Annotated in this window: 30 protein-coding genes; 3 read left to right on the top strand and 27 right to left on the bottom strand. The window is 74.9% G+C overall.

Annotated elements, in window-relative coordinates; translation table 11 throughout:
* Positions 1 to 51 precede the first annotated feature (51 nt).
* Together AC5L34_RS13570 and yczR are read right to left on the bottom strand one after the other, a co-directional pair.
* Positions 52 to 1,356, bottom strand: a complete 1,305-nt coding sequence (locus AC5L34_RS13570) for a low temperature requirement protein A (RefSeq protein WP_441174812.1) — start codon at positions 1,354 to 1,356, stop codon at positions 52 to 54.
* A 93-nt stretch (positions 1,357 to 1,449) separates the two neighbouring features.
* Positions 1,450 to 2,907, bottom strand: coding sequence for a MocR-like transcription factor YczR (gene yczR, locus AC5L34_RS13575; protein ID WP_363622288.1), 1,458 nt, complete (start codon positions 2,905 to 2,907; stop codon positions 1,450 to 1,452).
* A 58-nt stretch (positions 2,908 to 2,965) separates the two neighbouring features.
* Between yczR and yczE the strand changes: the two genes are divergently transcribed.
* Together yczE and AC5L34_RS13585 are read left to right on the top strand one after the other, a co-directional pair.
* Positions 2,966 to 3,625, top strand: a complete 660-nt coding sequence (gene yczE / locus AC5L34_RS13580) for a membrane protein YczE (RefSeq protein ID WP_441174813.1) — start codon at positions 2,966 to 2,968, stop codon at positions 3,623 to 3,625.
* A 151-nt stretch (positions 3,626 to 3,776) separates the two neighbouring features.
* Positions 3,777 to 4,238, top strand: a complete 462-nt coding sequence (locus AC5L34_RS13585) for a hypothetical protein (protein WP_441174814.1) — start codon at positions 3,777 to 3,779, stop codon at positions 4,236 to 4,238.
* Positions 4,239 to 4,378: 140 nt separating this feature from the next.
* On the opposite strand, the gene hisF is transcribed toward AC5L34_RS13585, so the two are convergent.
* The 12 genes from hisF to hisD all read right to left on the bottom strand — a co-directional run bounded on the left by hisF (position 4,379) and on the right by hisD (position 12,882).
* A complete protein-coding gene (gene hisF / locus AC5L34_RS13590) occupies positions 4,379 to 5,146 on the bottom strand; it encodes an imidazole glycerol phosphate synthase subunit HisF (RefSeq protein ID WP_101411832.1) in 768 nt (255 codons plus the stop codon).
* 94 nt (positions 5,147 to 5,240) lie between these two features.
* Entirely contained in the window at positions 5,241 to 6,242 is a 1,002-nt protein-coding gene (locus tag AC5L34_RS13595; RefSeq protein ID WP_494825161.1) for an NADP-dependent oxidoreductase, read from the bottom strand.
* Positions 6,239 to 6,664 (bottom strand): organic hydroperoxide resistance protein, encoded by a 426-nt coding sequence (locus AC5L34_RS13600; RefSeq protein WP_089003333.1) that lies wholly within the window; start codon positions 6,662 to 6,664, stop codon positions 6,239 to 6,241. The genes AC5L34_RS13595 and AC5L34_RS13600 overlap by 4 nt, the downstream gene beginning before the upstream one ends.
* 5 nt (positions 6,665 to 6,669) lie before the next feature.
* Positions 6,670 to 7,113, bottom strand: a complete 444-nt coding sequence (locus AC5L34_RS13605) for a MarR family winged helix-turn-helix transcriptional regulator (RefSeq protein WP_494825163.1) — start codon at positions 7,111 to 7,113, stop codon at positions 6,670 to 6,672.
* A gap of 125 nt (positions 7,114 to 7,238) precedes the next feature.
* On the bottom strand, positions 7,239 to 7,628 hold the full coding sequence (locus AC5L34_RS13610; protein WP_441174816.1) for a RidA family protein: 390 nt from the start codon (positions 7,626 to 7,628) through the stop codon (positions 7,239 to 7,241).
* Positions 7,625 to 8,350 carry a bifunctional 1-(5-phosphoribosyl)-5-((5-phosphoribosylamino)methylideneamino)imidazole-4-carboxamide isomerase/phosphoribosylanthranilate isomerase PriA gene (gene priA / locus AC5L34_RS13615; RefSeq protein WP_101411839.1) on the bottom strand — a complete coding sequence of 242 codons (726 nt, stop codon included), beginning with the start codon at positions 8,348 to 8,350 and terminating at the stop codon, positions 7,625 to 7,627. The genes AC5L34_RS13610 and priA overlap by 4 nt, the downstream gene beginning before the upstream one ends.
* Before the next feature lie 17 nt (positions 8,351 to 8,367).
* Positions 8,368 to 8,691 carry a hypothetical protein gene (locus AC5L34_RS13620; RefSeq protein ID WP_101411841.1) on the bottom strand — a complete coding sequence of 108 codons (324 nt, stop codon included), beginning with the start codon at positions 8,689 to 8,691 and terminating at the stop codon, positions 8,368 to 8,370.
* 99 nt (positions 8,692 to 8,790) lie between these two features.
* Positions 8,791 to 9,423: an imidazole glycerol phosphate synthase subunit HisH gene (gene hisH / locus AC5L34_RS13625; protein ID WP_101411843.1), complete on the bottom strand. Its 633-nt coding sequence runs from the start codon at positions 9,421 to 9,423 to the stop codon at positions 8,791 to 8,793.
* A gap of 55 nt (positions 9,424 to 9,478) precedes the next feature.
* Complete coding sequence (locus AC5L34_RS13630; protein ID WP_357721125.1) at positions 9,479 to 9,652, bottom strand: CG2302 family histidine operon protein; 174 nt, start codon at positions 9,650 to 9,652, stop codon at positions 9,479 to 9,481.
* 114 nt (positions 9,653 to 9,766) lie between these two features.
* Positions 9,767 to 10,378: an imidazoleglycerol-phosphate dehydratase HisB gene (gene hisB / locus AC5L34_RS13635; protein ID WP_441174818.1), complete on the bottom strand. Its 612-nt coding sequence runs from the start codon at positions 10,376 to 10,378 to the stop codon at positions 9,767 to 9,769.
* Positions 10,379 to 10,433: 55 nt separating this feature from the next.
* Complete coding sequence (locus AC5L34_RS13640) at positions 10,434 to 11,504, bottom strand: histidinol-phosphate transaminase (protein WP_441174819.1); 1,071 nt, start codon at positions 11,502 to 11,504, stop codon at positions 10,434 to 10,436.
* Between the two features lie 55 nt (positions 11,505 to 11,559).
* Positions 11,560 to 12,882 carry a histidinol dehydrogenase gene (gene hisD, locus AC5L34_RS13645; protein WP_441174820.1) on the bottom strand — a complete coding sequence of 441 codons (1,323 nt, stop codon included), beginning with the start codon at positions 12,880 to 12,882 and terminating at the stop codon, positions 11,560 to 11,562.
* Positions 12,883 to 12,989: 107 nt separating this feature from the next.
* On the opposite strand from hisD, the gene AC5L34_RS13650 reads away from it, so the two are divergent.
* Complete coding sequence (locus AC5L34_RS13650) at positions 12,990 to 13,691, top strand: LON peptidase substrate-binding domain-containing protein (RefSeq protein WP_088999253.1); 702 nt, start codon at positions 12,990 to 12,992, stop codon at positions 13,689 to 13,691.
* Here the strand turns inward: AC5L34_RS13650 and AC5L34_RS13655 are convergent.
* From AC5L34_RS13655 to ftsZ, 13 genes are all read right to left on the bottom strand, one after another.
* Positions 13,606 to 14,529 (bottom strand): DUF2567 domain-containing protein, encoded by a 924-nt coding sequence (locus tag AC5L34_RS13655; RefSeq protein ID WP_494825168.1) that lies wholly within the window; start codon positions 14,527 to 14,529, stop codon positions 13,606 to 13,608. The two genes, AC5L34_RS13650 and AC5L34_RS13655, sit on opposite strands and share 86 nt — an antisense overlap.
* Positions 14,530 to 14,585: 56 nt before the next feature.
* Positions 14,586 to 16,301 (bottom strand): ATPase, encoded by a 1,716-nt coding sequence (locus AC5L34_RS13660; RefSeq protein WP_494825169.1) that lies wholly within the window; start codon positions 16,299 to 16,301, stop codon positions 14,586 to 14,588.
* 227 nt (positions 16,302 to 16,528) lie between these two features.
* Complete coding sequence (locus AC5L34_RS13665) at positions 16,529 to 17,473, bottom strand: RluA family pseudouridine synthase (RefSeq protein ID WP_363903713.1); 945 nt, start codon at positions 17,471 to 17,473, stop codon at positions 16,529 to 16,531.
* Positions 17,470 to 18,105, bottom strand: coding sequence for a signal peptidase II (gene lspA / locus AC5L34_RS13670; protein ID WP_441174823.1), 636 nt, complete (start codon positions 18,103 to 18,105; stop codon positions 17,470 to 17,472). Before lspA ends, AC5L34_RS13665 begins: the two co-directional genes overlap by 4 nt.
* 66 nt (positions 18,106 to 18,171) lie before the next feature.
* Positions 18,172 to 18,591 carry a TraR/DksA family transcriptional regulator gene (locus AC5L34_RS13675; protein ID WP_088999249.1) on the bottom strand — a complete coding sequence of 140 codons (420 nt, stop codon included), beginning with the start codon at positions 18,589 to 18,591 and terminating at the stop codon, positions 18,172 to 18,174.
* A gap of 222 nt (positions 18,592 to 18,813) precedes the next feature.
* Positions 18,814 to 20,313 (bottom strand): potassium/proton antiporter, encoded by a 1,500-nt coding sequence (locus tag AC5L34_RS13680; RefSeq protein WP_494825172.1) that lies wholly within the window; start codon positions 20,311 to 20,313, stop codon positions 18,814 to 18,816.
* A 22-nt stretch (positions 20,314 to 20,335) separates the two neighbouring features.
* Positions 20,336 to 20,635 (bottom strand): DUF167 domain-containing protein, encoded by a 300-nt coding sequence (locus tag AC5L34_RS13685; protein WP_441174825.1) that lies wholly within the window; start codon positions 20,633 to 20,635, stop codon positions 20,336 to 20,338.
* A gap of 18 nt (positions 20,636 to 20,653) precedes the next feature.
* On the bottom strand, positions 20,654 to 21,274 hold the full coding sequence (locus tag AC5L34_RS13690) for a hypothetical protein (protein WP_494825174.1): 621 nt from the start codon (positions 21,272 to 21,274) through the stop codon (positions 20,654 to 20,656).
* Positions 21,275 to 21,347: 73 nt separating this feature from the next.
* Positions 21,348 to 22,157, bottom strand: coding sequence for a DivIVA domain-containing protein (locus AC5L34_RS13695; RefSeq protein WP_088999246.1), 810 nt, complete (start codon positions 22,155 to 22,157; stop codon positions 21,348 to 21,350).
* A 44-nt stretch (positions 22,158 to 22,201) separates the two neighbouring features.
* Positions 22,202 to 22,507 carry a YggT family protein gene (locus tag AC5L34_RS13700; protein WP_088999245.1) on the bottom strand — a complete coding sequence of 102 codons (306 nt, stop codon included), beginning with the start codon at positions 22,505 to 22,507 and terminating at the stop codon, positions 22,202 to 22,204.
* Positions 22,508 to 22,537: 30 nt separating this feature from the next.
* On the bottom strand, positions 22,538 to 23,233 hold the full coding sequence (locus AC5L34_RS13705; protein ID WP_088999244.1) for a cell division protein SepF: 696 nt from the start codon (positions 23,231 to 23,233) through the stop codon (positions 22,538 to 22,540).
* Positions 23,234 to 23,423: 190 nt separating this feature from the next.
* Positions 23,424 to 24,170 carry a YggS family pyridoxal phosphate-dependent enzyme gene (locus AC5L34_RS13710; protein ID WP_441174827.1) on the bottom strand — a complete coding sequence of 249 codons (747 nt, stop codon included), beginning with the start codon at positions 24,168 to 24,170 and terminating at the stop codon, positions 23,424 to 23,426.
* Positions 24,171 to 24,179: 9 nt separating this feature from the next.
* Positions 24,180 to 25,295 carry a cell division protein FtsZ gene (gene ftsZ / locus AC5L34_RS13715; protein ID WP_088999242.1) on the bottom strand — a complete coding sequence of 372 codons (1,116 nt, stop codon included), beginning with the start codon at positions 25,293 to 25,295 and terminating at the stop codon, positions 24,180 to 24,182.
* Positions 25,296 to 25,424: the final 129 nt, after the last annotated feature.

The following is a 25,424-nucleotide window of genomic DNA, read 5'->3' on the forward strand; positions in this document are numbered from 1 at the left end:
GTCGGGGCAAGGGCCGGGGGTGCGGGACGGCGGACGCCGGGGACGGATCCCTCAGAGGTGGTGGCCCCGCCACCGGGTCTGCTCGGCCTCGGAGGCGAGCTGCTCCTCCAGCGCGACCTGCCGCACGCGCCGCCGCCGGGGGGCGTCGACGACCGTCTGCACCGCGACCGTCAGCACGGCGGCCAGTGCCAGCAGGGCCAGGGCGGCCAGTTCCGGCAGTCGCCCGGCCACCGGGGTCAGCGCGACGAGCAGCGCCACCCCACCGATCGACGGCCAGCGCGCCGCGCCCAGCATCCGGCTCCCGAGCCCGATCAGCGTGAGCAGGTAGAGCGCGACCCCGCCGTGGAGGGCCAGCATGTCGAAGCCGGGCAGCGGCACCCCCCAGTTCGGGGTCGCCGGGTCGGCGCCCTCGTAGATCAGGCCCTTGAGGCCCAGGGCGAACAGGATCACGCCCGTGATCAGCGGCAGGTGCAGGTACGTGTACACGTCCCGGGCCAGCCCGGCGCGGATGCGCGGCTCCCGGGTGCGGTGCAGCACCTGCTCCATGGCCAGAGCGAGGGTGTCGAAGTACGCCCACCACAGCGCCGCGACCACCGCGATGCCGAGCAACGCCGCGATGATCACCGGCCAGGTCAGCGGCAGGGCGGTGGTCGGGCCCGGCCCGAGCCCGAGCGCGATGATCGACTCGCCGAGCGCCACCATGATGATCAGTGCGTGCCGCTCCGCCCAGTGCCCCGCCGAGAGCACCGTCCACCCCGCGCGGTGCTGGGCCAGGCCGGCGCCGTACTCCACCGCGAGCGCGGCGACCCACAACGCCAGCCGGACGGCCGACTCGGCGCCGCCGTCGAGCAGCCGCTGCGGCACCAGCGCGGCGGTCAGGATGAGCCCCGTGGCGATCAGGAACGGCAGGATCAGCACGGGCATCCGCCGGCGCACCTCCCGGTCGCTGCGTACGAACCACAGGAAGACCGTCACCTGGGTCGCGCGGACCAGGAAGTAGCAGACGGCGAAGACCACCGGGCCGGGTAGCCCGCCGGGGCGGTCGGTGAACGCCTTCGGCAGGCTGAGCGCGAGCACGAACACGGCGGCGGCGAGGGCGAACCCGACCAGCGGTGTCAGCCCCTGGTCGGTGCGGACCAGGTTGCCCAGCGCCGCGAAGCCGCTCCAGCACCACCAGAGCAGGGCGAGCACCACGAGGAACCGGATCAGCCCGCGGGCGTCCGGGCTGCCGGCCGTCACCGTGGTCACGTTGAGGAAGGCGAAGACGAAGACGAGGTCGTAGAAGAGTTCCAGGCGGGTGGTGCGGGAGCCGGGGGCGCTCGGCAGGATCCCGCGCGGCCACCGTGTCCCCCGCACGTCCCCCACCTGCGCAGTCTCCCAGCCCCGGCGCGCCGCGCAGGCGCGATTGACCGACGGGGCCGCGAGTTCCGGCCGGCACGGGCCCGGCCCTCAGGCGATGACCGCCGGTTCCCGCCACTGCGACCGGCCGCCCCGGTCCAGGTCGTAGCGGACGGCGGCGATGCGACCGACCGCCTCGACCAGGTCGGCGGCCGGCAGGGTGAACGGCAGCCGCAGGAAGCGCTCCAGCGTGCCGTCCAGGCCGAAGCGGGGGCCGGGCGCCAGGCGTACGCCGACCTCCTCGGCGGCCCGGGCCAGCGCGCTGGAGATCGGCCCGTCAAGCTCGGCCCAGAGGGTCACCCCGCCGTGCGGGACGGTGACCCGCCACTCGGGCAGGCGCTGCGCGAGCGCGGCGAGCAGCGCGTCGCGCTGGGCGGTCAGCTGGGCCTGCCGGGCGGCGACGATGCCCGGCGCGTCGGCGAGCAGGTGGACCGCGACCAACTGGTCCAGGACCGGGCTGGCCATGTCGACGCCGACGCGGGCGGCGGCGAGACGCTGCACCTGCGGGGCGGAGGCACGGACCCAGCCGATGCGCAGGCCGCCCCAGAACGGCTTGCTCATGCCGCCGATGGTGATCACCCGCGAGTGCCGGTCGAAGCTGGCGGTCGGCGGGGGCAGCACGGTCCCGTCCAGCGGCAGGTCCACGAACGACTCGTCGACGACGAGGTCGGTGCCGACGGCGTGCGCCGTGGCCACCACCCGCTCCCGCAGCGCCGCCGGCATCAGGTGACCGGTCGGGTTCTGGAAGTCCGGGATCAGGTAGGCCAGCTTGGGCCGGGCCTGCCGGAGGCCGCCGAGCAGCAGGTCCGCGTCCCAGCCGGGCTCCTCGACGGCCAGCCCGTGGGTGGTGATCCGGGCCCGCCGGGCGGCGAGTGCGGCCAGCGCGTTCGGGTAGCTGGGCGCCTCGACCAGCACGTTCCCGCCCGGGGCGAGGGCCAGCCGGAGCACCAGGTCGAGGGCGTGCTGGGTGCCGTTGGTGACCATGATCTGGTCGGGCGAGGTGGGCAGGCCCCGGTCGGTGTAGGCGCGGGCCACCGCCTCGCGCAGCTCGATGATGCCGGTCGGGTGGTAGCCGGCGCCACCCAGGTAGCGGGGCAGGTCCTCGGCCGCCGCGCGGGCGGCCGGCAGCAGTTCGGGCGGCGCGGCGAGCGCGGCGACCCCGAGGTCGATCATGTCGCGGTCGTCCAGCGGGGTCCAGAGCCCGGTGCTCGCCACCCGGTGGGTGCCGGGCAGCATCGTCCAGCTGCCGGCGCCCCGCCGGCTCGCGAGGTGGCCGCTCTCCCGCAGCTCCCGGTACGCGGCCGTGACCGTGGTCCGGCTGATCTTCAGCGCCTCTGCCAGCTCCCGCTCGGCGGGCAGGCGTACGCCCAACGGCAGCCGGCCGTCGGCGAGCAGCCCGCGTACGGCGCCGGCCAGGGCGGCGTAGTCGGGGCTGCGGCGGCGGCCGGGGAGGGCATGCCACTGACCGAGGAGCCGGGCCAATTGGGCACCCCGAACCTGACTGGTCATGGCCACTCCTCCCGGATTGGCTCTTACGCTGCGCGAATTGGCCTTTAGCGTGGCATGGGTGACACCAATTGGCAATCTCCGACACCGTCCAGCGCGGCGGCTCACCCAGCTCTACGCGGGCCTCGTCCTGTACGGCGTGAGCATGGCCCTGATGATCAACTCGGGGCTCGGCCTGAACCCGTGGGACGTGTTCCACCAGGGCCTGTCCGAGCTGACCGGTCTCTCCTTCGGCACCGTCACCATCGCGGTCGGCGCGCTGGTGCTGCTGCTCTGGATACCCCTGCGCCAGCGCCCCGGCCTCGGCACGGTCAGCAACGTCCTGGTGATCGGGCTGGTGGTGGACGCGGCGCTCGCACTGCTGCCGACCGGCGGGTCGCTGGGCGTACGGGGCGCGATGCTGATCGCCGGCATCGTCGCCAACGGGGCGGCGACCGGCCTCTACCTCGGCGCCCGCCTCGGGCCGGGCCCCCGCGACGGCCTGATGACCGGCTACGTCGCCCGCCGGCCCGGCCGCTCGATCCGGCTGGTCCGCACCGCCATCGAGGTCACGGTGCTGGCGCTGGGCTGGCTGCTGGGCGGCACCGTGGGCGTCGGCACGGTCGCCTACGCGCTGGCCATCGGCCCGCTGACCCAGCTCTTCCTGCCGCCGTTCACCGTCGTCGGGCCGAGGGACCCCGCCCCGGGCCCGGGCCCGGTCGCGCCGCTCCCCACGGTCTGAGCGGATCCCCTCCCGCCCCGGACCCGGCACGCCGCTGCCCGGCCTGCCCCGCACGCACCACCCCGAGCCGCGTCCCGGGTGACCCCTGTCCCGGGGACGCGGGCCGGACGCCGGTGTTCCCTTCGGACGCCACGCCCGGCAGAATCCTCGCATGGGGGAGAACGGATGGCGCTGGAGCGATGCCTGGATCTTCGTGTCGGTGGTGATCGCCAGCGGTGCGGGTCGGCACCGCCGCGCGGCGTCCAGCCGCCGCCCCGAGGGCGTACGCCTCGCCGACGTGCTCTCCACCGCCGACCACCTCAACCAGGCGATCCCCGAACGGCACGAGGTGGAGGCGGCGGTCCGTCGCCTCGTCGGGGCCGGGCTGGTCAGCGTCAGCGACGGCTGGTTCCGGATCACCGCCGACGGTGAGCGCCTCTGGCGCACCCGGCCGAGCGCCGGGCTGGCCACCACCGTGGACACCGTGCAGGGCGTGCTGGTGCGACGGCACGCCCCGGTCAGCGCGGAGTGGCACCTCGACGAGGCCGACCACGCCGCCGCCGTCCAGGAGTACGTGGTGCGGTCGATCCCGGCGCCGCGGCGCTCGCCCGAGAACCGCCCACGCCGCGACTGACACCGGTCGCCGCCGCACCCGGCTGCCGGCCAGAGGCGACGATGGACGAACCGCTGCACGACAAGGACACCGAGACGCTGCGGCCCGGTCGGGCTGCGAACGCGGGGCGGTCAGCGCGCGGGTGTCCGGCGCGGCGACGGTCAGCGCACGGGGTGTCCGGCGCCGCGCAGCGCGTCCTTGACCTCGGCGACGGTCAGCTCGCCGAAGTGGAAGACGCTGGCGGCGAGCACCGCGTCCGCGCCGGCGCCGATCGCCGGCGCGAAGTGCGCCACCTCGCCGGCGCCGCCGCTGGCCACCACCGGCACGTCGACCACCCGGCGCACCGCGCCGATGAGTTCGAGGTCGAAGCCGGCCTTGGTGCCGTCGGCGTCCATCGAGTTGAGCAGGATCTCGCCCGCGCCCAACTCGGCGCCGCGACGGGCCCACTCGACCGCGTCGAGCCCGGTGCCACGCCGGCCGCCGTGGGTGGTCACCTCGAACCCGCTGGGCGTGCCGCCCCCGGGCGCCCGCCGGACGTCGAGCGAGAGCACCAGCACCTGCCGGCCGAAGCGGTCGGCGATCTCGGCGATCAGCTCGGGGCGGGCGATGGCGGCGGTGTTCACCCCGACCTTGTCCGCGCCGGCGCGCAGCAGCGTGTCGACGTCGGCGACCTGCCGGACGCCGCCGCCGACGGTCAGCGGGATGAAGACCGACTCCGCCGTGCGGCGGACCACGTCGAGCATCGTGCCCCGGTCGCTGGAGGAGGCGGTGACGTCGAGGAAGGTCAGCTCGTCCGCGCCGGCGCGGTCGTACGCCGCCGCCAGCTCCACCGGGTCGCCGGCGTCGCGCAGGTCGAGGAAGTTGACCCCCTTGACCACGCGACCGGCGTCCACGTCCAGACACGGGATGACCCGCACCGCCACCGTCATGCCGCGAGCCTATCCTTCCCGGCCCCGGCGGTGACCGGCCGGTGAGGCCGGCCACCGCGTCGGGGCCCGGGGGCGCCGGCAGCGGCGCCCCCGCTCACACCCGGACGAGCATCTTGCCGAGGTTCTCGCCGCGCAGCAGGCCGAGGAACGCCTCCGGGGCGTTCTCGATGCCGTCGACGACCGTCTCGTCGTAGGAGACCTTCCCGTCCCGCAGCCAGCCGGCCATCTCGCGGACGAACTCGGCGCGCAGGTGGCCGTGGTCGCCGACCAGGAAGCCGCGCAGGGTGAGCCGCTTGCCGATGACCAGCGCCAGGTTGCGCGGCGCGGCCGGGGGCTCGGTGTCGTTGTACTGCGCGATCATGCCGCAGATCGCGGCCCGACCGTGCACCCTCATCGCGGAGATCGCCGCCTCCAGGTGGTCCCCGCCGACGTTGTCGAAGTAGACGTCGACACCGTCGGGCGCGGCGGCCTTCAGCGAGTCGCGTACCGGCCCGTCGTGGTAGTCGAACGCGGCGTCGAAGCCGAGCGCGCGCAGCCGTTCGACCTTGGCCGCCGAGCCGGCGCTGCCGACCACGCGCCCGGCGCCGCGCAGCCTGGCGATCTGGCCGACCAGGCTGCCGACCGCGCCGGCGGCGGCGGAGACGAAGACCGTCTCCCCGGGCTTCATCCCGGCGACGTCCAGCAGCCCGGCGTACGCGGTCAGGCCGGTCATGCCCAGCACGCTCAGGTAGGCGGTGACCGGGGCGAGGTCGGGGTCGACCTTCCGGGCGGCCTTCGCGTCGAGCAGCGCGTACTCGCGCCAGCCGAGGCCGTGCAGGACGGTGTCGCCGGGCCGCAGGCCCTCGGTCTCACCGGCCACGACCTCGCCGACCGCCCCGCCGTCCAGCGGCGCGTCGAGCGCGAACGGCGGCACGTACGACTTGACGTCGTTCATGCGTCCCCGCATGTACGGGTCGACCGACATGTACCGGTTACGGACCACGATCTGGCCCGGGCCGGGGGTGGGCACGTCGGTCTCGACGAGGCGGAAGTTGGCGGCCGTCGGCCAGCCCTGCGGGCGGGAGGCGAGGTGGATCTCGCGGTTGCGGGTGCTCACAGCGCCTCGCGCACGGTGAGGGCCACCTCGACGTTGCCGCGGGTCGCGTTCGAGTAGGGGCAGACCTGGTGGGCCTGCTCGACGACCTGCTCGGCGGCGGCCCGCTCGACGGCGGGGAGGTCGACCAGGAGGGTGACGGCCAGCCCGAAGCCGCCGCTGCCGTTGGCGCCGATGCCGACCTCGGCCTCGACGACCGAGCCCGAGACGTCGACCTTCGCCTTGCGGGCTACCAGGCGCAGCGCCGAGTGGAAGCAGGCGGCGTAACCGGCCGCGAAGAGCTGCTCGGGGTTGGCGGCGCCGCCGGCGCCACCCATCTCCTTCGGCACGGCCAGGTCCAGGTCGACCGTGCCGTCGGAGGTGCGGACGTGGCCGTCCCGACCGTCCCCGGTGGCCCGGGCGGACGCGGTGTAGAGCACCTGCATGATGGTCACTGCTCCTTCTGTCGGTGGATCGTCTCGGTGACCCGGGTGAGGGTGTCGCGCAGTTCGACCAGCTCCGGCTCGGTGAGGCCCGTGGCGCGGGCGACCCGCAGCGGCACCTCCTCCATCCGCTGCCGCAGGGCCCGCCCGTCGCCGGTCAGACCCACCTCCACCCGCCGCTCGTCACGCGCCGAGCGCGTCCGGACGACCAGCCCCGCCCCCTCCAACCGCTTGAGCAACGGCGAGAGCGTGCCGGAGTCCAGCCGCAGCGCGGCGCCCAGCTCGGAGACCGTGGGGGCGTCGTCGCGCTCCCAGAGCACCAGCAGCACCAGGTACTGCGGGTAGGTCAGGCCGAACTCGTCGAGGACGGGCCGGTAGACGTCGGTGAGGGCGCGCGACGCGGCGTAGAGCGCGAAGCACACCTGCCGGCGCAGCACCAGATGGTCGGTCACCGGGAAAACGTAGCGCGCAATTGGATTGTGCACAACCGATCGGGGCGCGCGTGACCCGCACCACCGCCGCCGCCGGGGGCCGCGACCGCACCGCCGCCACCGCCGCCACCGCGGCGACCGCCGGCTCAGCGGTCGCCGAGATACGCCTCCAACTCCACCTCCACCAGGTGGTCCGGGTGGAGCAGACCGGCCACCACCACCATCGTGGCCGCCGGGCGGACCGCGCCGAAGACCGCGTTGTGCGCCCGGCCGACCTCGTCGGCGTACGTGCGGTCCGTCACGTACATCCGGGTCCGCACCACGTCGCCGGGCTCCGCGCCCACCTCGGCCAGCGCGTCCAGCCCGATCCGCAGCGCCTGGGCGGTCTGCGCCGCCGCGTCGCCGACGTGGGTGACCACGCCGTCCACCGTGGAGGTGCAGCCGGCCGTCCAGGCCAGGTCACCGGCCCGGACCACCCGGCAGTAGCCGTACACCGACTCCCACGGGCCACCCGAGCCGAGCCGCGTGACGCTCACGCCGCCGCCAGCGTTTCCAGCGCCTGCGCCACCGTGAAGGCGCCCGCGTACAGGGCCTTGCCGGCGATCACGCCCTCGACCCCGATCGGCTCCAGGGTGGCCAGCGCCCGCAGGTCGTCCAGGGTGGAGACGCCGCCGGAGGCGATCACCGGGGCGTCGGTGCGGGCGCAGACCTCGCGCAGCAGGTCCAGGTTCGGCCCGCGCATGGTGCCGTCCTTGGTGATGTCCGTGACGACGTAGCGCGTCGCACCCGCCTTGTCCAGCCGCTCCAGCACCTCGAACAGGTCGCCGCCGTCGCGGGTCCAGCCCCGGGCCGAGAGGGTACGACCCCGCACGTCCAGCCCGATCGCCACCCGGTCGCCGTACTCCCCGCACACCCGGTCGCACCAGACGGGATCCTCCAGGGCGGCGGTGCCGATGTTCACCCGGGCGGCGCCGGTGCCGAGCGCGGCGTGCAGCGACTCGTCGTCGCGGATGCCGCCGGACAGCTCCACCTTCACGTCGAGCTGCCGCACCACCTCGGCCAGCAGGTGCGCGTTGGAGCCCCGACCGAAGGCGGCGTCGAGGTCGACCAGGTGGATCCACTCGGCGCCGTCCCGCTGCCAGGCCAGCGCGGCCTCCAGCGGGTCGCCGTACGTCGTCTCGCTGCCGGCGGCGCCCTGCACGAGTCGGACGGCCTGGCCGTCGGCGACGTCCACGGCGGGCAACAGGGTGAGGCTCACGGTATTTCTCCTCGAGATCAGGTGCGACGGTCCAGGGCGATCACCACGATCGCCGGCAGTACGAGCAGCAACAACACGACCAGCGCGATCCGCAGCGCCAGGTCGTCGACGAACGTCCAGATCAGCATCATCGCCGCCAGGGTCAGCAGCACGATGGCGGCGCGTTCGCCGCGGCTGTGCCGGGGCAGCCGGCCCGTCCGCCCCCGGCGCAGCGACGGCGTCATCCGGCGCAGCAGCGCCCGACGTCGCGACCGCCGGGCCGCCCGCCGCTCGCGGACGACCCGCTGCCGGGCGGCCTCGGCCTCCCGGGCCGCCCGGCGCCGGGCCCGCTCCTTGCTCACGTCGTGCCCCGCCGCCGGCGCGCCCGACCGAGCGACCGTGGGCGGGCGGAAGGGCGGCCGGCGGCGGGCCGGAGCCGGCCCGCCGCACCGGGGCGGCGCTCAGTCACCGGTGGGGAGCGTGGCGAGCCAGTTGCGCAGCAGCGCGGCACCGGTGTCGGCGGACTTCTCCGGGTGGAACTGCGCGGCGCAGAGCGGGCCCCGCTCCACGGCCGCCACGAAGTCCGTCTCGTGGTGGGCGGTGGTGACCGTGGCGCCGGCCTCCGCCAGCGCGCCCGGGTCCCCCACCCCGTACGAGTGCACGAAGTAGAACCGGCTGTCGGCGGGCAGGCCGGCGAAGAGCACCGAACCCGCCGGTGCCGCGACCGTGTTCCAGCCCATGTGCGGCAGCCGGGCGGCCGCCAGCCTGGTCACCCCGCCGGGCAGCAGCCCGAGGCCCTTCGTGACCACCCCGTGCTCGTCGCCGTGCTCGAAGAGCACCTGCATGCCCACGCAGATGCCCAGCACCGGCCGGCCGGCGGCGACGCGCTCGGCGATCACCGGGCCGGCGCCGAGGGCCTCGATCCCGGCCATGCAGGCGGCGAACGCGCCCACGCCCGGCACCACCAGCCCGTCCGCCTCGGCGGCGGCGGACAGGTCGTCGGTCACCGTCACGTCCGCGCCGGCCCGGGCCAGGGCCCGCTCCGCCGAGCGCAGGTTGCCCGACCCGTAGTCGAGCACCACCACGCGGCTCACGCCGTCACCACCCTCCGGTCGGCGGCGCCGCGACGCCGTCGGACACTCCGCCCGCTCACGCGCCCTCCCCCGGCAGCATCCAGAGCACGCCGGCGGCCGTCGCCAGCACGGCCAGCAGCGCGGTGACCACCACCGCGCCGCGCGGCGCGCCCTGCCTGTGCAGCGACCACACCCCGCCGACCAGCACGCCGGCCAGGATCAGCAGCAACGACGGCAGCACCCCGCCCATCAGAGCCGCCTTCCGCTCGCGACTGCGGGACTCCGCTGCGCTGCGTTCCTCGCGCTCACAGGGCCAACCTTCCGCTCGCGACTGCGGGACTCCGCTGCGCTGCGTTCCTCGCGCTCACAGGGCCCCCTTCGTGCTGGGGATGGCGCCCGCCGCGCGCGGGTCGATCGCCGTGGCCTCGCGCAGCGCGCGGGAGACCGCCTTGAACTGCGCCTCCACCACGTGGTGGGCGTCCGGGTGGCCGCCGGGGCGGGCCGCCCGCAGCACGTCGACGTGCAGGGTGATCCGGGCCGCCTGGCCGAAGGACTCCCAGACGTGCCGGGTCATGCTGGTCGGGTAGACCGGCCCGATGTACGGCGCCAGCGCCGGCTCGTCGTGCACCACGTACGGGCGGCCGGAGAGGTCGACCGCGGCCCGGACGAGGACCTCGTCCATCGGGACCGTGGCCGAGCCGTACCGCCGGATGCCGGCCTTGTCCCCCAGCGCCTGGTCGAACGCGGCGCCCAGGGCCAGCGCGGTGTCCTCCATCGTGTGGTGGGCGTCGATCTCCAGGTCGCCCACGGTGCGCACGGTCAGGTCGAAGCCCCCGTGCCGGGCGATCTGGTGCAGCATGTGGTCGTAGAAGCCGACGCCGGTGCCGATCTCGGCGCGGCCGGTGCCGTCGAGGTCGATCTCGACGAGGACCTTCGTCTCCTTGGTGATCCGCTCCACGCGGGCGGTCCGGCTCATTGCTTGCCTTTCGGTCGCGACTGCGGGTCTCGCAAGCTCGCTCCTCGCGCTCCCACTAGATCTTCTCCATGGCGGCGAGGAAGGCGTCGGTCTCGGTCGTCGTGCCGGCGGTGACGCGCAGCCAGCCCGGCAGGCCGACGTCGCGTACCAGCACGCCGTACTCCAGCAGGGTGCGCCAGGCGACGGCCTGGTCGCCCCCGACCTCGAACAGTACGAAGTTGGCGTCGCTGTCGGCCACCCGCAGCCCCCGCTCGCGCAGCCGCGCCACGATCCGGTCGCGCTGCGCGCAGATCGCGGCCACCGTGCCGAGCAGGGCGTCGCGGTGCGCCAGCGCCGCCCGGGCCGCAGCCTGGGTGAGCGCCGAGAGGTGGTACGGCAGCCGGACCAGCTGCACCGCCGCCACCACGGCCGGATCGGCGGCCAGGTAGCCCAGCCGGCCGCCGGCGAACCCGAACGCCTTGCTCATCGTCCGGGTCACCACCAGCCGCGGGTGTCCCGGCAGCACGGCGAGGGCGCTGACCGTGCCGGGCCGGGCGAACTCGGCGTACGCCTCGTCGACGACCACCATGCCCGGTGCGGCCTCCAGGACCGCGGCGACCACGGCCGGGTCGAGGGCGGTGCCGGTCGGGTTGTTCGGCGAGCAGAGGAAGACCACGTCCGGGGCGTGCTCGCGGACCTGGGCGACCGCCTCGTCGGCGGTCAGCCCGAAGTCGACGCCCCGCCGGGCCGGCACCCACCGGGTGCCGGTGCCCAGCGCCAGCAGCGGGTGCATCGAGTACGCGGGGACGAAGCCGAGCGCGCTGCGCCCCGGCCCGCCGAACGCCTGGAGCAGCTGCTGCTGGATCTCGTTGGAGCCGTTGGCGGCCCACACCTGGTCGACGGTCAGCCCGTGGCCCAGGTAGCCGGCCAGGTCGGCGCGCAGCGCCACGGCGTCGCGGTCGGGGTAGCGGTTGAGGTCGCGCAGCTCCGCCGCGAGGGCCTTGCCGATCGCGTCCACCACCGGCTCGGGCACCGGGTGGGAGTTCTCGTTGGTGTTCAGCCGCACCGGCACGTCGAGCTGCGGCGCCCCGTACGGCGACAGCCCGCGCAGGTCGTCGCGGATCGGCAGGTCGTCGAGGGTCGTCACGCGGCCACCCCGCTCCGCCCGGCGCCGGCCTGCGGCCGACGGGGTGTGGGCCCGCTCACGACGCGGCCCCCGGGAAACGCACGCTGACCGCCTGCCCGTGCGCCGGCAGGTCCTCGACGCCGGCGAGGGTGACCACGTGCGGGGCCACCTCGCGCAGCGCCTCCTGCGTGTACTCGACCAGGTGGACGCCGCGCAGGAAGGACTGCACCGACAGGCCGGAGGAGTGCCGGGCGCAGCCGCCGGTGGGCAGCACGTGGTTGGAGCCGGCGCAGTAGTCGCCGAGCGACACCGGCGACCAGGCGCCGACGAAGATCGCCCCGGCGTTGCGCACCCGCAGCGCCCACTCGCGGGCGTCGCGGGTCTGGATCTCCAGGTGCTCGGCCGCGTACGCGTCGACCACCCGCAGCCCGGCGTCGAGGTCGTCGACCAGGACGACGCCGCTCTGCTCGCCGGTGAGCGCGGTGGTGACCCGCTCGGCGTGCTTGGTGGCCGGCACCTGCCGGGCCAGCTCCCGCTCGACGGCCTCGACCAGCTCGACCGAACAGGTCACCAGCACGCTGGCCGCGAGCGGGTCGTGCTCGGCCTGGCTGATCAGGTCGGCCGCGACGTGCGCCGGGTCGGCGGTGTCGTCGGCCAGGATGGCGATCTCGGTGGGGCCGGCCTCGGCGTCGATGCCGACGACGCCGCGCAGCAGCCGCTTGGCAGCGGTGACCCAGATGTTGCCCGGGCCGGTGATCATGTCGACCGGGTCGCAGTGGGCGCTGCCCTCGGCGTCGACCGCCGCGCCGTACGCGAGCATCGCCACGGCCTGGGCGCCGCCGACGGCGTAGACCTCGTCGACGCCGAGCAGGGCGCAGGCGGCGAGCACCCGGGCGTCGGGCAGGCCGCCGTTGTCCAGCTGCGGCGGGCTCGCCACCACCAGCGAGCGCACCCCGGCCGCCTGGGCCGGCACCACGTTCATCACCACGGTCGACGGGTACATCGCCAGGCCGCCGGGGACGTAGAGGCCGACCCGGTCGACCGGCACCCAGCGCTCGGTCACCGTGCCGCCCGGCACCACCTGCGTGGTGTGGTCGGTGCGGCGCTGGTCGGCGTGCACCTTGCGGGCCCGGGTGATGGACTCCAGCAGCGCGGCACGCACCCCCGCGTCGAGGGTGCCCTCCGCCTCGGCGATCGCCTCGGCGGGCACCCGCAGCACCTCGGGCGAGACCCCGTCGAAGCGCTCACTGGCCTCCCGGATCGCCGGGTAACCATGCTCCCGGACCGCCTCCACGAGGGGACGGATCCGCTCGACGGCCACGGAGACGTCGAGTTGGGCACGGGGCAGCAGACGGCGCGGGTCGCGTACGCCGCCGCGCAGGTCGATCCGGTTCAACACCCTTGCGAGTCTAGGCGGCCCGTCCGGACGGCGACCGGCGCCGCCCGTACGCCGGGACGGTGAGCCGGGACACGCCGTCGCGCCGGGATCGGGCTACGCTCGACGACGTGACTGCGCGGCTGCCGGTGTTCCCGCTCGGAACGGTCCTCTTTCCCGGTCTGGTGCTGCCGCTGCACATATTCGAGGAGCGCTACCGCGCCCTGGTCCGGCACCTGCTCTCGCTGCCCGAGGACGCCCCGCGCGAGTTCGGCGTGGTGGCCATCCGCGCCGGCTGGGAGGTCGCCCCGACCGGGCCGGACGGCCAGCCGCTGCCCGGCGGCGACGTCACCCTGCACGAGGTGGGCTGCACCGCCGAGCTGCGGCAGGTCACGGAGCGTCCCGACGGCGGCTTCGACATCGTCACGGTGGGCAAGCGCCGGTTCCGCGTCGCCGACGTCGACCGGGACGCCGAGCCCTACCTCACCGCCGACGTCGAGTGGCTGCCCGAGCCGGGCGGTCCCGACGAGGTCGCCGACCTGCTCGCCGCCCGGGTGATCTCGGTCTTCCGGCAGTACCTGGGCCTGATCCGCGCCGACGACGAGGGGCTCTCCGAGCAGTTGCCGGAGGACCCGACGGTGCTGTCGCACCTGGTGGCCGCGACGGCCGTACTGACCGTGGCGGACCGGCAGCGGCTGCTCGCCATCGACGACACCGCCGCCCGGCTGCGCGCGGAGCTGCGTCTGCTCAACCGTGAGGCGGCGCTGCTGCGCCAGGTGCGGGCGGTTCCGGTGCCGCTGGCGGAGCTGGCGTCCCCGCCGACCCCCAACTGACGTCGGGCTCGCGCTCCGGGCGCAGTGACGGCCAGCGCGACCAGCCGGCCAGCAGGGTGTACGCCACGGCGGCGCCGAACGCGGGCAGCAGCAGGTTGCCGTGCGGCACCGGCAGCACGCCGAGCACCCAGTCGATCCCGCCGGCCCGCAGGTCGGCCGGTTTGTCGAAGGCCCGCCCCACCGGCGCGCTCTCCAGCAGCCGCTCGTAGCCGGCCAGCCCCACCCGCCGGCCGACCTGCCAGGCGGCCAGTCCCGCGCCGAACGCGCCGAACACGGCGGCGAGCAGGCCGACCGGCCCACGTAGCCGGCGCAGCAGGAACCACAGCGCGAGCGCGACGAGCACCCCGAAGCCCAGCCCCAGCAGGCTGAACCAGCCGTCGGCGGCGACCGGCTGCTCCGGCTGCGGCTCGGCGTAGATCGCCCCGTCGGCGACCTTGAGCACCGGCGTGTCCGGCGCGAGCGCCGCCCAGAGCAGCCCGAGCGGCACCCCCAGCACGCTGGCGGCGAGCGTCGCCAGCAGGGCGAGGCGCACCGCCCGCCCGCGCGGCAGGTCCGGCTCCACCGGCACGGGCGAATAACCGGCGGTGTACCCGAGGTCGGTGTTGGCGGGCGCGTACCCCACGGGCCCGTCGTGCGGCGGTGCGTGCCACGGGCCGCCGGTCGGGGCGTACGGCGGCGCACCGGTCGCGGGGTCGCGCGGCGGGGCGGGCTCCCGGGCGGCGTGCGGGCTGGCAGGACCGACGCGGGCCGGCGGGTCGGGTTCCGCCCAGGCGGCCGGCGCCCCCGGCTCGTCGGGCCGGCGGTCGGTCCGGTCGGGTTCGGGGGTGTCCGCGCTCACCCGGTGATCCTCTCAGGCCGTTGGGCGGCGTGGGCGGCCGGTGGCGGCACACCCGCTCACCGGGCGAACGGCTCCAGCATCACGGCGGCGGCCTTCAGCCACGCCTGCCGGGTCTCCTGCTGGAGCTGGTGGTACTCGATCGAGGAGCCGGTCTCCAGCGCCGGGTCGTACGGCACCACGGCCACGGCCCGGGTGCGGGTGGCGAAGTGCCGCTCCAGGTCGTCCTGCAACGGCGAGCGGCCCGGGGTGGGGCAGGAGATCAGGGTGACCGCGTTGTCGGCCAGCTCCCCCATCCCCACCTCGTGCAGCAGGTCCAGCATCCAGTCGGCACTGAACGCGGCGTCCTCACGCGGCACCGTGGTCACCACGAGCTGGTCCGCCGCCTGCATGATGGTGCGCCAGTTGGCGCTCTCCACGTTGTTGCCCGTGTCCACGCAGACCACGTCGTGGGTGCGCCGCAGCAGTTCCAGCACCCGCCGGACGGTGAACTGGTCGAGGCGCTGGGCGAAGCGCGGGCTCTCCTCGCCGGCCAGCACGTCGTACGAGCCGTCGGAGGCGTGCCGCAGGTAGTCGTCCAGGTGCTCCAGCAGCTCGGGGCCCTCCTTGATCTCGACGTGCGCGAGATCGCTGACCAGGTGCCGGATGGTCCGGGCGTGCCGGGCGCTGCCGGCGCGCAGCCCGAGCGTGCCGCGCAGCTCGTTGTCGTCCCAGGCCAGCACGCCGCGCCCGCGTACGCTGCCGACGGTCGCCGCCGCCAGCACGGTGGCGGTGGTCTTGTGCACGCCGCCCTTCGGGTTGGCGAACGCGAGCACCCGGGGGGTGCCCAGGTCACGGCGGAGCACCCCGGCGGCGCGCTCCAGTTCGTTCTCCGTGCCGCGTGGGCGCCACTCGACGCGCGCCGGGTAGCCCAGGTCGGCGGCCACCGGCGCGGCGGGGGGCGGGGGCGGCGTGGCCGGTGGGGGCGGCGGTGGCGGCGCCTGGGAGCGGTAGCCGTTGTCGAGCACCGCGTAGCGGGACCGGACCGGGGGCGGCTCGTGCCGGTAGCCGTTGTCCAGCAGGGCGTAGCGCGACTCGGCCGGCCCCGGGCCGTGGCGCGGCTCGGACTCGACGCGAGGCGGCGGGGCCTGGGCCGGGACCCGGTACGCCGGCTCTGCCGGGTAGTCGGGCTCGGCGCGGTAGGACGGCTCGACCGGATCCGCACGGTAGACGGGCTCGACCGGTTCCGACCGGTAGGACGGCTCGACCGGCTCGGACCGGTAGACGGGCTCGACCGGCTCGGACCGGTAGACGGCTTCGACCGGCTCGGAGCGGTAGACGGGCTCGACCGGCTCGGACCGGTAGGACGGCTCGATCGGATCGAGGCGGTAGGCGGGCTCCGGCGGATACTCCGGCTCCACCCGGTAGGCGGGCTCGGCGGGGTCCACCCGGTAGGCGGGTTCCACCCGGTAGGTGGCCTCGGCCCGGTAGCCCGCGTCGACCGGACGGCCGTACTCCGCGCCGTAGGGCGGCGGGCCGGGCTCCGGCGCGTACGGCGGCTCGGGCGCCCGCCCGATGGCCGGCACCCGCGCCGCGTAGCCGTTGCCCGACGAGCGGCGGGGCAGCGGCTCCGGCGGCAGAGGCGGCGGATCGGCGTGTCGGTCGGCCTCCGCCTGCTCGGCCGCGCGACCACCGTGCCGGGCCCGGTCGAGCAGCGCCCGCCACCGCGGTGCTGGTTCGGCCGGCCGCCCCCAGCCGGTCTCGCTGCCCTCCACGGCCCGCCCTCCCAGCGCCATCGATACCCGTCTGACAGGCTACGAACGAAACCCTATTCGGACCACACCCGTCTACGCACCTTCGGTTCCTCCTGCCGTCACGGCGCCGGCCCCGGCACACCGCCGGGGCCGGCGTCTGCCGAGGTCGTCAGCTCCACCGGCGGCGTCGCGCCGGGCGCCCGCCCGGTCGATCCCGGTGACGCAGCCGTCACGTCGGGTGCGGGTTCCGACGTTTCGCCCACCGACGCTCAGTCGCGGAGGATCCCGAGCGCGCGGTCCAGGTCGTCAGGGTAGTCGCTTTCGAAGTGCACCTCGTCCCCGGTGCGGGGGTGCAGGAAGCTCAACGACCGGGCGTGCAGCCACTGCCTGCTCAGTCCGAGCCGGGCGGACAGGGTCGGGTCCGCGCCATAGGTGAGGTCACCCACGCACGGGTGCCGCAGCGTGGAGAAGTGCACCCGGATCTGGTGCGTACGCCCGGTCTCCAGCCGCACGTCGACCAGGCTCGCCGCCGGGAACGCCTCGACCGTGTCGTAGTGGGTGATGCTCGGCTTGCCGCCGGAGACCACCGCCCAGCGGTAGTCGTGGGTGGGGTGCCGGTCGATCGGGGCGTCGATGGTGCCGCGCAGCGGGTCGAGGTGCCCCTGCACGACCGCGTGGTAGCGCTTCTCCACCTCGCGGTACTTGAACGCGCGCTTCAGGGCGGTGTACGCCTGCTCGCTCTTCGCCACCACCATGATCCCCGTGGTGCCCACGTCGAGCCGGTGCACCACGCCCTGCCGCTCGGCGGCGCCGCTGGTCGAGATGCGGTGCCCCACGGCAGCCAGCGCGCCGATCACCGTCGGGCCGGTCCAGCCGGGGCTCGGATGGGCCGCCACGCCGACGGGCTTGTCCACCGCCACGATGTCGTCGTCGGCGTACACGACCCGCAGCCCGGGCACCGCCTGCGGCACCACGGTGGGCGGGGCGACCGGCGCGGGCAGGGTCACCTCCAGCCAGGAGCCGGCCTTGACCCGGTGGGAGTTGGGCCGGACGACCCCGTCGACCAGGGCGTCGCCGGCGTCGATCAGGGCGGCGGCGGCGGTGCGGGACAGCCCGAACAGCCGCGAGACGGCCTGGTCGAGCCGCTGGCCGTCGAGGCCGTCGGGAACGGGCAGGGAACGGTGGTCGCCGCCGGCGGCGAAGGCGGCGGTCATGCCCGCTCCCGCTGCCCGGCGTCGGCCTGGGCCGCCGCCTCGTCGGTGGGCTCGCCGTGGCCGATCCGGCTGCCGTCGCGCTGCCGGCCCGTCAGCTCCAGCAGGAGGGCGAGCAGCACACCGCAGACCAGGGCGCTGTCGGCCAGGTTGAACACGGGGAACACCCGGCCGTACGGGGCGAAGACGCTGACCATGTCGACCACGTGCCCCACGAACCAGCCCGGGGCGCGGAAGACCCGGTCGACGAAGTTGCCCAGCGCCCCGCCCAGCACGAGGCCCAGCGAGATCGCCCAGGGCAGCGAGCGCAGGCGCAGCGCCATCCAGACGATCCAACCGACCACCCCGAGGGTGATCAGCGGGAAGACCCAGGTGTGATCCGCGCCGATGCTCCACGCCGCGCCGCTGTTGCGGGTGAGGCTGAGGTAGACCGCACCGCCGAGCAGCCTGACCGGCTCCCGGTCCTCCAGGGCGTCCAAGGCGAGGTGCTTGGTGAGGGCGTCGGCGGCGAGCACGGTCAGCGCGAGGCCGAACAGGATCGCGACGGGCCGGCGGTGGGGCGTGCCGGCCCTCGGCTCGGCGCTGCCGGCACCCGGCTCAGCGCCGCCGGACCCGGCGGACGGTGCTTCGGACATCTGCTCCCCATCGACGCTCGCGGCGACGCGTCCGCGCCGCCTCCCATGGCCGCCGGGGAGCGGGCCTCAGCGCCGCTCCTCCAGCTGCTTGCACGTCACGCAGAGGGTGGCCGACGGGAAGGCGGCGAGCCGCTCCACCGGGATGGGGTTGCCGCACCGCTCGCACCAGCCGTAGCCACCCTCGTCGAGCCGCTCCAGCGCCCGCTCGACCTGCGTGATCCGTTCCAGGATGCTGTTGGCGAGTGAGATCTCCTGCTCACGCTCGAACGTCTTGGTCCCGGTGTCGGCCTGGTCGTCCCCGGCCGAGTCGGTCAGCCGGTCGCGCTGCAGCTCGGTGATCTCGCTCAGCGTCTGATCGTACTCGGCGCGCAACTCGTCACGCCGCGCCGCCAGGGCCGCCCGGATCTTCTCGGTCTCCGCAGCGGTGCGGGTGGCCTTCGCCACCGGCTTCCGGCCGGCGGTCCTGGTGTCGGCTGGCTTCGCCATCGTCGCTCCCTCGGCCGCGGAGCCGCGGCGGTCCGCGGCACCTGGACAGGGGCCGCCGGCATCGGCGCCCCCAGGTACAAAAGGGGCGCGCGGCGACGGGGCCGCGCACTCCGGAGATTCGCAAGAATACGGAACGTACAGGCGCACGACAACGTGCCGCTCCGACGCACCGGCGTTCGGCCCCTAGTCATCCCTAACCGGGGCAAAAGGAACGCTAGCAGATCAGGCGTCGGGGCCCCGGCCGTACTCGCCAAACCAGCGGGCCAGCCGCCCCCGCCGGCTGACCGCCCGCAGCCGCCGCTCCGCCTCGTCGCGCACCCCCGCGGTGGCCACGATCAACATGCTGTCGCCGGTCTTCAGCCGGAAGTCCGGGCCGGGCACGACGCCCGCCCCGTCGCGCAGCACCAGCGTCACCGAGGCGCCCAGCGGCAGCCGCAACTCGTCGACGTGCACCCCGGCCAGCCGGGACCCGGGCGGCACCTCCAGTTGGAGCAGATCCGCGCCCATCCGCTCCAGCGGCGCCGTCTCCACCCGGATCTCGGTCGCCTCGGCCGGCGCGGTCACCCGCAGCCGGCGGGCCACCGGACCCAGCGTCCCGGTCTGCAACAGCGTGAAGATCACCACCAGGACGAAGACCGCGTCGAAGAGCCGGTCGGCGCCGGGCACCCGCTCCGACAGCGGGATCGTGGCGAGCACGATCGGCACCGCCCCGCGCAGCCCGGCCCAGGACAGGAACGCCTGCTCACGCAGGCCGAACCGGAACGGCAGCGCGGACGCCGCCACCGACAGCGGCCGGGCCAGCAGCACCAGCGCCAGCCCGACGACCACGGCCGGCAGCACCGCCGAGCCCAGCCGGCCCGGCGAGACGAGCAGTCCGAGCAGCACGAACAGGCCGATCTGGGCCAGCCAGGCCAGCCCGTCGGCGAAGCCGAGGATCGCCTGCCGGTGCGGCAGCCGGGCGTTGCCGAGGATCACGCCCGCCACGTAGACGGCGAGGAAACCGGAGGCGTGCAGCACCGCCCCGGCGGCGTAGGCGAACACGGTCAGCCCGACGGCCGCGATCGGGTAGAGCCCCGCCGACGGCAGGGCCGCCCGCCGCAGGGCCCACCGCCCGCCGACGCCGGCCGCGGCACCGACCGCCGCGCCGACGCCCAGCTCGTAGCTGACCAGGGAGACCTCGTACCACCACGGGTGGGCGACCCCCTCGCGCGACAGCAGCACCACCAGCAGCACGACCGGGGCGTCGTTCATCCCCGACTCCGCCTCCAGGGTGGCCACCAGGCGGGGCGGCAGCCGCAGCCGGCGCAGCGTGGCGAAGACCGCCGCCGCGTCGGTGGAGGAGAGCACGGCGCCGTAGAGCAGCGCCAGCCGCCAGTCCAGCCCCAGCAGCAGGTGCACGACCAGGCCGACGACCAGGATGCTGACCACCACGCCGACCGTGGAGAGCAGGGCGGCCAGCCCCAGCACCGGGCGCAGGGTGCTCCACCGCGCGGTCAGCCCGCCCTCGGCGATGATCACGATGAGCGCGCAGAAGCCCAGGGTGCGGGTCAGCTCGACGTCGTCGAAGCGGATGCCCAGCCCTGTTTCCCCGATCGCCACCCCGAGGGCGAGGTAGGCCAGGAGGCTCGGCACCCCGAGGCGGGTCGAGAGTCGGACCGCGCCGACCGCGACCAGCAGGACGGCCGCGCCGAGCAGGAGCGCGAGATCCAGCCCCGGCGTCACCGCCGTCCGGCCCCGGCGTCGGTCACCCGGCGGCCCCGTCGCGCAGCCGGCGCAGCGCCTCCGTCAACTCCGGGGCGGGGCCCTCGACCAGGAAGAGCTTGTCGCGGCTGGCCGCGCCGGCGCGCAGCGACACCACCGCCGGCCGTACGCCCAGCGCGCCGGCCAGCGCGCGGCGGGCCGCCTCGGTGGCCCGCCCGTCGACGGCCGGGGCGTTCACGGCGATCACGAGGGCGGGCCCGTGGGGACCGTCGAAGCGGCCGCCGACGCGGGCCCGGGCAGAGCCGGGCTTCACCCGGACCGCGACGGTCAGCGTGTCATCCATCGACAACCGTCGCCCCGCTCAGATCCGACCGGCGTCGGCGAGCAGGGTGGTGTCGGGCGCGCAGCGGGCGCAGGGGGTGAAGCCGAGTTCGACGGCCTCGGCGACGGGGAGCGGCTCGTGCTCCCGACCCGCCAGGTAGGCGCAGTCGGGCAGGTGGTAGCGGGGCCGCCCGTCGACCACCCGCACCTCGGCGTCGAGGCGGGCCACCCGGGCGGCCTCGACCGGTGCGACGTCCTGCGCGGGCGGCTCGTCGTCGTACGGCACGGCCGGGCCGGCCCCGGGCGGGGCGGCCGGGACGTCGCCGTCGGCCACCGGCGGCTCGGGCGGTTGCCGCCACCCGGTGCCGTCGGGGCCGACCGTCGGAGGAACGTGCTGGACGGGGATCTCCGGCTCCGCCGACCGCCCGCCGGCGGAGGCCGGCTCGGCCGGGCGGGTCGCCCGACGGGGCCGCCATCGCGGCCCGCCAGGATCCGCCGCCGCCCGGTCCACGGCCGCCTGGCGGGCGCCCGCGACCAGCGCGACGGCGGCCAGCAGGCTGGCCGCGATGGAGATGGTCAGGAGAACGCTGGAGCCACCGGCCAGGCCGAGCACCAGCAGCACCACCGCGACGAGGATGAGCAGGAGACTGGCGACTATCACGGCTCACCCCCGCCGCGTCGTGCTGATGAGGCGAGGTCGGCGACCGTCAGGACGACGGTCGCCGACCGATGGTTCAGCGACCGGCTTCGAGAGCGCCGGAGCGACCGCCGCCGTAGGAGCCGGCGAGACCGGCGGCAGCCAGCCCGTTGCCGCTGCCGGCGGCCCGGGTGCCCTCACCACCACGGGTCATCTCGACCTCCAGGCCCTGGCCGCGACCGTCGAGGTCACGCAGCTGGCTCTCCAGGTAGGCCTTGAGCCGGGTGCGGTACTCGCGCTCGAACTGCTTGAGCTCCTCGATGTGCTTCTGCAGGGCGGTGCGCTTGGCGTCCAGGCCGCCCATGGCCTCCTGGTGCCGCTGGCGGGCGTCGCGCTCCAGGGCGTCGGCCTTGGCGCGGGCCTCGCGGGTGACCTCCTCGGCCTTGGAACGGGCCTCGGAGAGCAGCTGGTCGGCCTCGCGACGGGCGTCGGAGACGTGGTCGTCGGCCGTCCGCTGGGCCATCATCAGCACCCGCAGCGCCTGCTGCTCGCCGTCGGCGCCGCCGACGGCCGGACCGCCGGCGGAGCGGACCTGCTCCAGCTCGGCCTGCATCGCGCGGGCGGCCTGCTCGGCCGCCGCCTTGTCGCGCTGCACCCGGTCGAGCTGGGCCTTGACGTCGTTGAGCTCCGCCGCGAGACGGGCGTCGCCGCCGGGGCCGGCGGGGGCCCCACCACGGCCGCCGCGCTCCACCTGGGCGCGCAGCTCGTTGTTCTCCTCGATGAGACGGGCAAGCTCACGCTCGACCTCGTCGAGGAAAGCGTCGACCTCCTCCTCGTCGTAGCCCCGCTTGCCGATCGGCGGCTTTTTGAAGGCGACGTTGTGGACGTCGGCCGGGGTCAGCGGCATCGAAACTCCTCGGGTCAGTTGCGGCCGCGAAAGCGCGTCGCTCATCAGACGGTGCCGATGATCGACCGCCTCAACACGAACTCCATCAGCACGAACAGGATAACCAGGAGCACAAGTGAGGCCAGGTCGATGCTCACGGTACCAATTCGCAACGGAGGGATCACACGCCTCAACGCGTTGAGAGGGGGATCAGTGACGCTCCACACGATTTCCAGCCCCACCGATGCCCCACGCCCCGGCTGCCAGCGGCGGCCGTACTGGAGCACGGCGCTCAGGACGAACCGGGCCAGCAGGACGAGCAGGAAGAAGTAGAGCACCAGATACAGCACTTGCAGCACGATCGACAACACGGCAGGCGACGTCCCTCGGGTCGGGCGGGGCTAGCTCAGGCTGAAGAAGCCGCCCTCGGCGATCTTGGCCTTGTCCTCCGCGGTGACCTGGACATTGGCCGGTGAGAGCAGGAACACCCGATTGGTCACGCGCTCGATCGTACCCCGCAGCCCGAACGCGAGGCCGGCGGCGAAGTCGACAAGTCGACGCGCGTCCGCCTCGTCCATCTCGGTGAGGTTGATGATCACCGGGACGCCGTCGCGGAAGTGCTCACCGATGGTGCGCGCCTCCCGGTACGTCGTGGGGTGCAGCGTGGTGATCTGGTAGCGCTGCTCCTCCTCCGCCATCACCGCACGCTCCCGGGGCTGCGCCTGCGGCGCCAGCGCCAGGTTGTCGCGGGTGTGGTAGGTCAACGCGCCCGAGGTGTCGCCCGCCGACGGCCGGGTGATGGAGCGGACGCTGGAGCGCTCGGCCCGCTCCGGCCGGTCGGGGTCGCCCCGCTCGGCGTCGGCCGCCCGCGCGGCGGCGCGCTCCGAGAGCCGGCCACGGTCGGCGAGCCGGGACCGGGGCGCCGGCGGCTCCTCGGAGTCGTCCTCGTCGTCGTCGGCGAACTCCTCCGAGTACCGGCTCTGCCGGTAACGCGAGTCGCGGTAGCCGCCCTTGTCGTAGCCACCGTCGTCGTAGGCCCGCTCGTCGTCCTCTTCGACCAGACCGAGCCAGACCCCCGCCTTGCGCAGTGCACCCATCCCGCGCCCTTCCCGTCCGCCGTGCGGCACGCGCCCCCGTACCCGTGTCGCTTGTCGCGAGTGGACCACTTGCCCACTGGAGCGGATCGGCAATCCCCTGGCACGCGATTCGCGTCGCGTGCCACGACCCCCGACAACGGGACGCCGATCCCTCAAACAACACAGATGTAATTTGCTTCCCGCGGTCAGGCTACCGCAGCGTGGGACGCATTCCGAGCAACGCGCTGCCGACGCGGACATGTGTCGCGCCATACCGGATCGCGATTTCCAGGTCGCCGCTCATCCCGGCGGAGAGCGCGGTGGCTCCCGGGTGGAGCGTCCGGAACGCGGCGGCCACCTCGGCCAGTCGGGCGAACGCCCGCTCCGGCTCCCAGCCCAGCGGCGCCACGGCCATCAGGCCGGCCAGCCTCAGGGCCTCCGCGCCGGCGACCACCTCGGCCACCGCGTCGAGCCCGGCGCCCGGGTCGGCCGAGCCCGGCAGCGCCCCACCCCGGGCCGCGTCCCCGTCGATGCTGACCTGGACCAGCACCTCCAGCGGCCGGTCGCGCGCCGACGCCGACGCCGCGTCCAGCGCCCGGGCCAGCCGGACACTGTCGACCGAGTGCACGACGTCGGCGTAGCGGACCACCGAGCGGGCCTTGTTGCGCTGCAACTGCCCGATGAAGTGCCACCGGGGCGTCACCCCGGCAGCCGCCACCTCGGCCGCCTTGGCGGACGCCTCCTGGTCGCGGTTCTCCCCCACGTCGGTCACGCCGAGCCCGGCCAGGGCCACCACGTCCCCGGCCGGGTAGGTCTTGGTCACCGCGATCATGGTGACCTCGGATCCGTCCCGTCCCGCGTCGGCGCAGGCACCCGCGATCCGGGACCGTACGCGGGCCAGGCCGGCCGCGATCTCGGCGCGCCGGTCCGGGCGCACCGTGGCTGGACTGTCGGTCATCGGCGGTACTCAGGAACCATTCTTGAGGAAGTCGGGCACGTCGACGTCGTCGAAGAGCACCCGGCGGGGCGACTGCTGCGGGGCCGGCATGGTGGCCGGCGGCGCGACCGGGGTGCTCGGCTGCGCCGGCTGGTTCTGGTTGCTCTTGCGGGGCGGCTCGGCCGCCTTGTACGCCGGCGCGCCCCCGTCGAAGCCCGCCGCGATGACGGTGACCCGCACCTCGTCGCCGAGGGCGTCGTCGATGACGGCACCGAAGATGATGTTGGCGTCCGGGTGGGCCGCGTCGGTGACGAGCTGGGCCGCGTCGTTGATCTCGAACAGGCCCAGGTCCGACCCGCCGGCGATGGAGAGCAGCACGCCGCGCGCGCCGTCCATGCTCTGCTCGAGCAGCGGGCTGGAGATGGCCGCCTCGGCCGCCTCGACGGCGCGGTTCTCGCCGCGCGCGCTGCCGATGCCCATGAGCGCGCTGCCCGCGCCGCTCATCACACTCTTGACGTCGGCGAAGTCCAGGTTGATCAGACCGGGCGTGGTGATCAGGTCGGTGATGCCCTGGACACCGGAGAGCAGCACCTGGTCGGCGGTGCGGAACGCGTCCATCATGCTGATGTTGCGGTCGCCGAGCGCCAGCAGCCGGTCGTTGGGGATGACGATGAGCGTGTCGCACTGGTTGCGCAGTTCGTCTATTCCGGACTCCGCCTGCACCTGACGGCGCTTGCCCTCGAACGAGAACGGCCGGGTCACCACGCCGATGGTCAGCGCGCCGAGCTTGCGGGCGATGTTCGCCACCACGGGCGCGCCGCCGGTGCCGGTGCCGCCGCCCTCGCCGCAGGTCACGAAGACCATGTCGGCGCCCTTGAGGACCTCCTCGATCTCGTCGCGGTGGTCCTCTGCGGCGTTCTTGCCGACGTCGGGGTTGGCGCCGGCGCCGAGCCCACGGGTCAGCTCGCGGCCGACGTCGAGCTTCACGTCGGCGTCGCTCATGAGCAGCGCCTGCGCGTCGGTGTTGATCGCGATGAACTCGACGCCCTTGAGCCCAACCTCGATCATCCGGTTGACGGCGTTGACGCCGCCGCCACCGATGCCGACGACCTTGATGACCGCCAGGTAGTTGTGCGGAGGTGTCATCTCCGGTCCTTTCCCTTCGAGATTGGCATGGGCCGACCGGGTAAGGCCTGGCCAGACCAGCGGCCGACGAGAGCTGTCCCCAGCGAGGATCAGGGCCAAACCCTCACCCTCTACTAGAGGCTTACTGTT

It is taken from the genome of Micromonospora sp. ZG13, from assembly GCF_059359355.1.